Annotated in this window: 7 protein-coding genes; 5 read left to right on the forward strand and 2 right to left on the reverse strand. The window is 65.9% G+C overall.

The window, feature by feature from the left end:
- Positions 1-361: 361 nt before the first annotated feature.
- A complete protein-coding gene (locus LL06_RS24165; RefSeq protein WP_035533137.1) occupies positions 362-1,120 on the reverse strand; it encodes a DUF1223 domain-containing protein in 759 nt (252 codons plus the stop codon).
- Between the two features lie 334 nt (positions 1,121-1,454).
- Here LL06_RS24165 and LL06_RS24170 point away from each other — a divergent pair, with 334 nt between their 5' ends.
- Positions 1,455-2,177: a DNA helicase gene (locus LL06_RS24170; RefSeq protein WP_035533138.1), complete on the forward strand. Its 723-nt coding sequence runs from the start codon at positions 1,455-1,457 to the stop codon at positions 2,175-2,177.
- A 119-nt stretch (positions 2,178-2,296) separates the two neighbouring features.
- Here LL06_RS24170 and acnA read toward each other — a convergent pair whose 3' ends face one another.
- The gene (gene acnA / locus LL06_RS24175) at positions 2,297-4,987 is read right to left on the reverse strand and encodes an aconitate hydratase AcnA (RefSeq protein ID WP_035533140.1); all 2,691 of its coding nucleotides are present in this window, start codon (positions 4,985-4,987) and stop codon (positions 2,297-2,299) included.
- A gap of 284 nt (positions 4,988-5,271) precedes the next feature.
- On the opposite strand from acnA, the gene ccmA reads away from it, so the two are divergent.
- From ccmA to ccmD, 4 genes are all read left to right on the forward strand, one after another.
- A complete protein-coding gene (ccmA, locus tag LL06_RS24180; protein ID WP_035533142.1) occupies positions 5,272-5,922 on the forward strand; it encodes a heme ABC exporter ATP-binding protein CcmA in 651 nt (216 codons plus the stop codon).
- Positions 5,919-6,581, forward strand: a complete 663-nt coding sequence (gene ccmB, locus LL06_RS24185) for a heme exporter protein CcmB (protein WP_035533144.1) — start codon at positions 5,919-5,921, stop codon at positions 6,579-6,581. Before ccmA ends, ccmB begins: the two co-directional genes overlap by 4 nt.
- Before the next feature lie 70 nt (positions 6,582-6,651).
- The gene (locus LL06_RS24190) at positions 6,652-7,422 is read left to right on the forward strand and encodes a heme ABC transporter permease (RefSeq protein WP_035533146.1); all 771 of its coding nucleotides are present in this window, start codon (positions 6,652-6,654) and stop codon (positions 7,420-7,422) included.
- Positions 7,422-7,561, forward strand: a 140-nt coding sequence (ccmD, locus tag LL06_RS24195; protein WP_035533149.1) for a heme exporter protein CcmD, incomplete at its 3' end; no start/stop codon positions are given. The genes LL06_RS24190 and ccmD, both read left to right, overlap by 1 nt.

The following is a 7,561-nucleotide window of genomic DNA, read 5'->3' on the forward strand; positions in this document are numbered from 1 at the left end:
GTCTTCGCCTGCCGCTGAAGCCTCACCGCCCCCCATAGTTCGCCCCGCCGGCCGGAGGTGGCGCGATCACGAAACGAGTCACCGCGTTGCGGTTGTTGACCCGGATTTGGCCAAAAACCGCCGTGCGGCATAATTGGGCCGCATTTCAGCCCAATCCGCGCCCGATTTGGCTCTGAAACTGCCTGTGTTGCCTCAGACGGTTCGAACCGGGGATCTCGAATTCACAGCCCCCCAGCCCCCTCGGGGTCCCCGGAACGGATCATCCAGCAGCGGCTCGTTCCCGCGGCCTGATGCGTGAGGCAATTCCCCTATACCCAGAGCATAGCTGGGCCGGCTCCCCCGCCGGTCCATTTTTGCGTGGTCAGGCCGGTTCTTGCGGTTCGATCACCGCCGCGCCGAGAATCCGGCCGGGCGCCCCGTCCTTGCCGACCTGCTGCAACAGGACGGCGCAGCCGCGCCCGGGATGGGCGGACATCACAGAGGCGGGCAGGTTCAGCGTCACCGCCTCGCCGCTCCACATGCCGACGGTGCCGATGTCCTGGACGCTGTGGCGATAGGTGACGCTGCGGCCGGCGTTCTCGCCGCGGGTGATCTTCACGGTGGTGACGTCGTCGAAATAGACCACGACAATGTCGGCCTTGCCCTCGCCCTTTGCGACCGAGATGCGCAGCCCGTCGGCGTCCATCTCGGCGCTCACCGCAACCGGCAGCCCGCCGCCGCTGGAGGCGAGGCTGTCGACCATGGCGTCGATCGCCGGACCGTCGGCGCCGTTGACATGGTCCTGGCCGTTGATGACGGCCTGCGGCGTGTAGACATTGTTGCGCTTGAGCGTGCTGGCATAGCCGTATTGCCGCTCGGTGTTGGCCCGGCTCGACAGCGTGTCGGGCCAGCCCAGATAGTTCCAGTAGTCGACGTGATAGCTTAGCGTCAGCACCTCGCCTTCCTCCGTCAGCCGCACCAGTTCCGCGTCGGCAGGGGGGCAGGACGAACATCCTTGGCTGGTGAACAGCTCGACCACGCCCGCCAGTTCGCCCGCCTGGGCCGCGGCAGGGGTCATCACCCAGGCGGCGGATGCAAGCGCGGGAACGGCAATGACAAGGATACAGGTGCACGCAGTCATGGATCTCGATCCGTTTCCATCAGGTGAAGCCCCGTCGTCCGGGCCGGTCAATCGAACGGTTCATTCTGGAAGGGCGGGTCTACGTGCAGATATGTAGCGCGGAGTCCCCCACACGTCCAAATCACATTCGATTGACCCCCCGCACACCGCTGTCGCGGGGCAGTGGAAGTTTCCGGCCGAATCGGAGTATCGTCGCCGCAAGGCTCCCGGTCCGAGCCTCCGCCCTCCGCCTACGGGAAGCACGCGTCATGCGGGACCTCTTGATCAGACCAGGCCTTCCGGGCGCCGGCATGTGGAGGGATTGCCGTTTCCGCCCTGAACCAAGAGGTCGGTCATGAAATCATCTGCTCCCATCTACCGGTTGAAACACCGCGCCAGGCAAATGGCGCGCGGCGAGAACCTGCCGCTGCACGCAGCCCTCGACAGGGTCGCCATCCGCGAAGGGTTCCGCAACTGGAGCCATCTTGCCGCCCGGCATGGCGACCTGCCGCCGGCCGGCGCGCTTTATGCCGAGCTTGCCCCGGGCGATCTGGTCATCAGCGCCGCCCGGCCGGGGCAGGGCAAGACCCTGCTGGCGCTGGCGCTGGCGATCGAGGCGATGAAGGCGGGCCACCGGGCGGCCTTCTTCTCGCTCGACTATACCGAAACGGACCTGGTCGGCCGCTTCCGTGCGCTTGACGCCGACCCCGCCGCCTTCGGCGACCGCTTCAGCTTCGACGGCTCCGAGCATATCAGCGGCGGATACATCGCGGAGAAACTGCAGCAGGCTGCCTCCGGCACGCTGGCGGTGGTCGACTATTTGCAACTGCTCGACCAGCGGCGGGACAATCCGGACCTGATGACCCAGGTCCGCGCCCTGCGTGAATTTGCCATGGCACGGCGGATCACCGTCATCTGCATCTCGCAGGTCGACCGCCGCTACGATCCGGTCCGGCAGCCGTTTCCGACCTTCGCCGATATCAGGCTGCCCAATCCGCTGGATCTCACCCTGTTCGACAAGGCCTGCTTCCTCAATGACGGCAGGGTCCGTCTCGAGGCCGTCGCTGCCGGGCTTTAGACCGCCTTGCGTCCACTTGGACACACAAAGGACGCTTCAACCCTTTGAATCCGGCGCAGTCACAAACGAGAAAGGCCGGGCGCGAGCCCGGCCTTTCGTATTCCCGTTGAGGAAATGGCTTAGGCAGCCAGATCGCGCAGAACGGTCTGCAGGATGCCGCCGTTCTTGAGGTAGTCGAGCTCATCGAGCGTGTCGACGCGGCAGAGGATCGGCACTTCCTTGACCGTGCCGTCGGCAAAGGTGACCTTGGCGATCTTCCGCTCGCGCGGCTGGATATTGGCCAGCCCTTCGATCGAAACCACCTCGTCGCCCTTGAGCCCCAGGCTTTCCCAGCTCGTGCCTTCCTCGAAGACAAAGGGGATCACGCCCATGCCGACGAGGTTGGAGCGGTGGATGCGCTCGTAGGACTGGGCGATGACGGCGCGGACGCCCAAGAGATTGGTGCCCTTCGCGGCCCAGTCGCGTGACGAACCGTTGCCATATTCGCCACCGGCAAAGATCACCAGCGGCACCCCTTCGGCCTTGTACTGCATGGCGGCGTCGAAGATCGAGACCTCCTCGCGGCTCGGATAGTGGAAGGTGTAGCCGCCTTCACGTCCGTTCGGCCCCAGCATGTGGTTGCGCAGCCGGATATTGGCGAAGGTGCCGCGCATCATCACTTCGTGATTGCCGCGCCGTGTGCCGTACTGGTTGAAGTCGGCCACGCCCACGCCGTGGTCCATCAGATAGCTGCCAGCAGGCGACTGCGCCTTGATCGAGCCGGCCGGCGAGATGTGGTCGGTGGTGATCTTGTCGCCGAACAGACCCAGCACGCGGGCGCCCTTGATGTCGGAAATGCCCGCGCCGGACTTGCCCATGCCTTCGAAGTAAGGCGGGTTCTGCACATAGGTCGACTGGTCGTCCCAGGCGTAGGTCTGACTCTGCGGGGCCTCGACGGCCTGCCAGTTCTCGTCGCCCTTGAACACGTCGGCATATTTGGCCGCATAGAGTTCGCGGGTGACATATTTCATGATGAACTCCTGGATCTCCTGGGAGGAGGGCCAGATGTCCTTGAGGAAGACCGGCTTGCCGTCCTTGTCCTCGCCGATCGGCTCGGAGGTCAGGTCCATCTGCACCGAGCCCGCCAGCGCATAGGCCACCACCAGCGGCGGCGAGGCCAGGTAATTGGCCTGGACGTCGGGCGAGATGCGGCCTTCGAAGTTGCGGTTGCCCGACAGCACGCCGGCGGCGATCAGGCCCTTGTCGTTGATGGTCTTCGACACGGGCTCCGGCAGCGGCCCGGAATTGCCGATGCAGGTGGTGCAGCCGAAGCCGACCAGGTTGAAGCCGAGCTTGTCGAGATCTTCCTGCAGGCCGGACTTGGCGAGGTATTCCGCCACCACCTGGCTGCCGGGGGCGAGCGAGGTCTTGACCCAGGGCTTGACCTTGAGGCCGCGGGCGACCGCGTTGCGGGCGAGCAGGCCCGCGCCGATCAGCACGCTGGGGTTCGAGGTGTTGGTGCACGAGGTGATCGCGGCGATCGCCACGTCGCCATGGCCGAGGTCATAGTCCTCGCCCTCGACGGCATAGCGGGTCTTGAGCTGGCCGGGCTTCTTGTACTCGTCCTCGAGCGACTTGGCGAAGCCGGAGGCGATGTTCTCGAGCGCGATGCGGCCTTCGGGACGCTTGGGGCCGGCCATCGACGGCACCACGGTGGAAAGATCGAGATCCAGCGTGTCGGTGAAGAGCGGGTCGGCAGCGCCGGTGTCGCGCCACATGCCCTGCGCCTTGCAATAGGCCTCGACCAGCTTGATGCGGTTTTCCTCGCGGCCCGACATGGTGAGGTACTTGACGGTCTCGCCGTCGACCGGGAAGAAGCCGCAGGTGGCGCCGTATTCGGGACCCATGTTGCCGATGGTGGCGCGGTCGGCCAGCGTCATCGAATCGAGGCCGGGGCCGAAGAATTCGACGAATTTCGACACCACGCCCTTCTTGCGCAGCATCTGCACCACGGTCAGCACCAGGTCGGTGGCGGTGACGCCTTCCTTGAGCGCGCCGGTGAGCCTGAAGCCGATGACCTCGGGCAAGAGCATGGAGATCGGCTGGCCAAGCATGGCCGCTTCCGCCTCGATGCCGCCCACGCCCCAGCCCAGAACGCCCAGGCCGTTGATCATGGTGGTGTGGCTGTCGGTGCCCACGCAGGTGTCGGGATAGGCGGTGATTTCGCCGTCCTCTTCGCGGGTCCAGACGGTCTGGCCCAGATATTCGAGGTTGACCTGGTGGCAGATGCCGGTGCCGGGGGGGACGACGCGGAAATTCTTGAACGCCTGCTGGCCCCACTTCAAAAAGCGGTAGCGCTCGCCGTTGCGCTCGTATTCATGCTCGACATTGCGCGCCAGCGCGGTGGGCGTGCCGAATTCGTCGACGATCACCGAATGGTCGATGACCAGATCGACCGGCACCAGCGGGTTGATCTTCTGCGGGTCGCCGCCGAGCGCCACCATGGCGTCGCGCATGGCGGCGAGGTCGACCACGGCGGGAACGCCGGTGAAGTCCTGCATCAGCACGCGCGCCGGACGGTAGGCGATCTCGGCCTCGGCATTGCCCTTGTTGGTGAGCCAGGCCACGACGGCGAGGATGTCTTCCTTCTTGACGGTGCGTCCGTCCTCGTTGCGCAGCAGGTTTTCGAGAATCACCTTCATCGAGAAGGGAAGCGCCGAAATCCCGGTCAGTCCGTTCTTCTCGGCCTCGACCAGGCTGTAATAGACATAGTCGGTGTCACCGACCTTGAGGGTGGAACGGCATTTGAAGCTGTCGAGTGATTTGGCCACAGGCAACCCGCTTTCATCAGTTCAGCCGATGTTTCAAGGCGAACCCCTGCACGCTCATGCGTAAAGGATGCGGGTACGATCATTTCCGCTGTCCGCCCGTGACGCCGGGAGGCGTCATGTTCGGCGCTTTATCAAAATCACGCCGACCGCTGGCGTGGTTGCGGGGGTTATAGATAATTTCGTAAGAACGTGCCAGATCAACCAATGGCTCATTTGTCATTTTTTTGGGCGGCATGTTTTTGACCGGTCCGCGGCTTTCACCGGCGGGTCGAAGCGGGGACTGAATGCAGGCGACAGCCACCAAACTCAAGGGACGCCGGGGCGACAGCGTCCTGTTCGAAGATGTCTCCTTTACCCTTACGCGCGGCGAGGCGCTGGTCGTCACCGGCCCCAACGGGGCGGGCAAGTCGACGCTGCTGCGCGTGCTCGCGGGACTGCTCGCGGCTGATTCGGGACGCTTCACGCTTGCCGGCGACGACGGGGCCGAACTGCCGGTCGCCGAATTCACCCATTATCTCGGCCACCGCAACGCCATGAAGCGCGAGCTCAGGGTGTCGGAGAACCTCGCCTTCTGGCAGCGTTTCCAGGCGCCCGAAAGCGGCCGCGGCCTGTCGATCGACGCGGCCATCGACGCGGTCGAACTCGGCGGCGTGGCGCATCTGCCCTTCGGCTATCTCTCCGCCGGCCAGCAGCGGCGCATCGCGCTGGCGCGGCTCCTGGTGGCGCACCGGCCGCTGTGGCTGCTCGACGAGCCGACCGCGGCGCTGGACAAGCGCTCCGACCAGCTCTTCGCCGATCTGGTGCGGGCGCATCTGGCAGAGGGCGGCATGGCGATCGCCGCCACCCACCAGCCGCTGGGGCTCGATGCCGTCCGCTCGCTCGAACTGTCGGGCAGGCACCGGGCGGCGTCCGCCTCGGCGGAGAGCTGGTCATGATGGCGCTGCTCAAACGCGACCTGGCGATCGCCACCCGCTCCGGCGGGGCGGCGATGCTGGGCGTGTTGTTCTTTCTCGCGGTGGTCGCCGTCATCCCTTTCGGCATCGGCCCGGATCTCAATCTTCTCGCGCGGATCGGCCCGGCGATCCTGTGGATCGGCGCGCTGCTCGCCTCGCTCTTGGGCCTCGACCGGCTGTTCCAGGCCGACCGCGAGGACGGCTCGCTCGACCTGCTCCTGATGCAGGACTGGCTGGCGCTGGTGGCGACGGTGTTCGTCAAGTGCCTCGCGCACTGGCTCGCCACCGGCCTTCCCTTGGTGCTGGCCGCGCCGCTCTTGGGCCTGCTCATGAACATGAGCGCGCTGTCCACGGGTGCTGTGATGCTGACGCTGCTGGCGGGCACCCCGGCGATCTCCTTCATCGGCGCGGTGGGGGCGGCGATCGCCGTGGCGCTGCCGCGCGGCGGGCTCCTGGTGTCGATCCTGATCCTGCCGCTCGCCATCCCGGTGTTGATCTTCGGGGTGAGCGCCTCCTACGCCGCGGTGACCGATCCCGATCCGTTCTGGCCGCCCTTCATGATCCTGTCGGCGATCGCGCTGTTCTTCGCCGCCCTCGGCCCGGTCGCGGCCGCCGCGGCGCTGAAGGGAGCGTCCGATTGACACAGCCGTTCAGCGCGCCAGTTTGATCTGGCGCATTGAAACCGGTTCCGGCAAGCATTAGAGACAAAGCATGAGTGACACCACCGCCCCCCAGGGCTGGTTTACCAGCCTCGCCAATCCGACCCGGTTTCTCGCCCTGTCCGGGCGGGTGCTGCCCTATCTCGCAGCCGCCTCGGCGGTCACCCTGCTGATCGGGCTCTACATGTCCTTCGCAGCACCCGAGGATTACCAGCAGGGCATCACGGTGAGGATCATGTTCATCCACGTGCCGTCGGCCTGGCTCGCCATGATGTGCTATTCGGTGATGGCGGTGGCCTCGATCGGCACGCTGGTGTGGCGGCATCCGCTGGCCGATGTCGCCGCCAAGTCGGCGCTGCCGATCGGCGCCGCCTTCACCTTCCTGTCGCTGCTGACCGGCTCGCTCTGGGGCCGGCCGATGTGGGGCACCTGGTGGGTCTGGGACGCACGGCTCACCTCGGTGTTCGTGCTGTTTTTGATGTATCTGGGGCTGATGGCGCTGCACAAGGCGATGGACGATCCGGCCCGCGCCGCGCGGCCGGCGGCGGTGCTCACGCTTGTGGGCTTCATCAACATCCCGATCATCAAGTTCTCGGTCGAGTGGTGGAACACGCTGCACCAGCCGGCGAGCGTCATGCGGCTCGACGGCCCGACCATCCACCCGACGCTGCTCTATCCGCTCTTGGTGATGGCGATCGCCTTCACGCTGATCTTCTTCACCCTGCATTTCATGGCGATGCGCAACGAGATCCTGCGGCGGCGGGTGAGCGCCATGCGGCGCCAGGCGGCGCAGTCCATCGGCAGCAGCGAGGCGCGCCCATGATGAGCCACGAAGCCTTCGTCTTTCTCTCCTACGCGGCCACCGCCGTGGTGCTGGTCGGCCTGCTGGCGATGACGCTCGCCGACGGGCGCGCCCGCAGGCGCGAGCTCGCCGAACTCGAGGCGCAAGGGGTGCGGCGGCG

The sequence above is a fragment of the Hoeflea sp. BAL378 genome (genome assembly GCF_000759435.1).
Lineage (GTDB): Bacteria > Pseudomonadota > Alphaproteobacteria > Rhizobiales > Rhizobiaceae > Hoeflea.

Excerpts from the sequence above, each read along its gene's own strand:
- LL06_RS24165 (WP_035533137.1), bottom strand. The coding sequence starts at position 1,120 with ATGACTGCGTGCACCTGTATCCTTGTCATTGCCGTTCCCGCGCTTGCA.
- LL06_RS24170 (WP_035533138.1), top strand. The coding sequence starts at position 1,455 with ATGAAATCATCTGCTCCCATCTACCGGTTGAAACACCGCGCCAGGCAA.
- ccmA (WP_035533142.1), top strand. The coding sequence starts at position 5,272 with ATGCAGGCGACAGCCACCAAACTCAAGGGACGCCGGGGCGACAGCGTC.
- ccmB (WP_035533144.1), top strand. The coding sequence starts at position 5,919 with ATGATGGCGCTGCTCAAACGCGACCTGGCGATCGCCACCCGCTCCGGC.
- LL06_RS24190 (WP_035533146.1), top strand. The coding sequence starts at position 6,652 with ATGAGTGACACCACCGCCCCCCAGGGCTGGTTTACCAGCCTCGCCAAT.